The sequence below is a fragment of the Streptomyces sp. NPDC054863 genome, from assembly GCF_053610825.1.
In genome coordinates, this window is record NZ_JBSGZD010000550.1 from 1 (window position 1) to 1623 (window position 1623).

At 75.2% G+C, this 1623-nt stretch carries 1 protein-coding gene; it reads left to right on the forward strand.

The window, feature by feature from the left end:
* On the forward strand, window positions 1-1379 hold a 1379-nt coding region (gene pdxR / locus ACWGIG_RS38820), incomplete at its 5' end, for a MocR-like pyridoxine biosynthesis transcription factor PdxR (RefSeq protein WP_453326430.1).
* Between the last annotated feature and the right edge of the window lie 244 nt (window positions 1380-1623).

A 1623-nucleotide genomic window follows, 5' to 3' on the forward strand; every position in this document is an offset into this window, starting at 1 on the left:
CCGCCGAGAAGGGCGGCCGTCAGGCCGCCCTCACGCACGCCCTGCGTGAAGCGGTACGCGAGGGCAGGCTCGCCCCCGGCACCCGGCTGCCGCCGTACCGCTCGCTCGCCGCCGACCTCGGCATCGCCCGCAACACCGCCGCCTCCGCGTACGCCGAACTCGTCGCCGAGGGCTGGCTCACCGCCCGCCAGGGCTCCGGCACCCGGGTCGCCGCACGCGCGACCCCGCCCCTGCCCGCCGACGCACCGCAGCGCAAGCAGCCGCCCGGCCCCGCGCACGACCTGCGGCAGGGGCAGCCCGACGCTGCCTCCTTCCCCCGCACCGCCTGGCTCGCCGCCGCCCGCCGCGCACTGACCGCCGCCCCCAGTGAAGCCTTCGGCCCGGGCGACCCCCGAGGCCGCATCGAGCTGCGCCGCGCCCTCGCCGAGTACCTCTCCCGCGTCCGGGGCGTCCGCACGACCCCCGGCCGCATCGTCGTCTGTTCCGGCTTCGCGCACGCGCTGAGGCTGCTCTACGGAGGCGTGGGCGGCCGGACGCGCGGGCTGCTGCACGGCCCCCTCGCCGTCGAGTCGTACGGCCTGGCCTTCCACCGCGATCTGCTGGACGCGGCGGGAGTGCGCACCGTACCCCTGTCGATCGACGAATACGGGGCGAACACAGGGGAGTTGGGGAATCTCAAGGGTCTCAAGGGGGCGCTTCTCACCCCCGCCCACCAGTTTCCCACCGGCGGCCCGCTGCACTCCGCGCGCCGGGCGGCAGCGGTCGACTGGGCGCGCACCCACGACGCGCTGCTCCTGGAGGACGACTACGACGGCGAGTTCCGCTACGACCGCGAACCGGTGGGCGCGGTACAGGGGTTGGACCCCGAACGCGTCGTCTACCTCGGTTCGGTGAGCAAGAGCCTCTCCCCGGCCGTCCGGCTCGGCTGGATGGTGCTGCCCGACCACCTGGTCGATCCCGTGCTGGCCGTGAAGGGGCAGCGGGAGGCGTGGGCAAGCGCCCTGGACCAGCTCACCCTCGCCGATCTGATCGCCTCCGGCCACTACGACCGGCACGTGCGCCGGATGCGCCAGCGCTACCGCGCCCGCCGCGACCAGCTCTCCGACGCCCTCGCCGCGCACGCCCCGCACCTCGGCGTCACCGGTGTCGCGGCCGGCCTGCACGCCGTTCTCAGCCTCCCCGCGGGGACCGAGGCCGCCACCCTCCGGGCAGCCGCCCGGCAGGGCCTGGCACTCGACGGGCTCACCGGCTTCCGGCATCCCGACGCCACCGCGCCTGCCGCGGAAGGGCTGGTCGTGGGGTATGCGACGCCGCCCGATCATGCGTATGGGGCGGCTCTGGAGGCGCTGTGTGGGGTGCTTCCGGCGGAGGTGCCTTAGGTCCTGCGGGGTGGGGAGGGGTGGGGCCGGTGGGGGTTGTGCGGGTGTGTTGTGGCTGGTCGCGCCCACGCGGCGGAGCCGCATGTTCAGTACAGTCCCGCGCCCCTTGAAGCCTGCCCCTGAGCCTCCTGACGCCGCTGTCCACCCACGTGCTGCCCCTCACACGAAAGAGGGCCCTCAGGCCGGTGTGAACCGGCCTGTGGGCCCGCTTCGTACGTGCGGGGCCCGCGACGGCAGCTGTGCT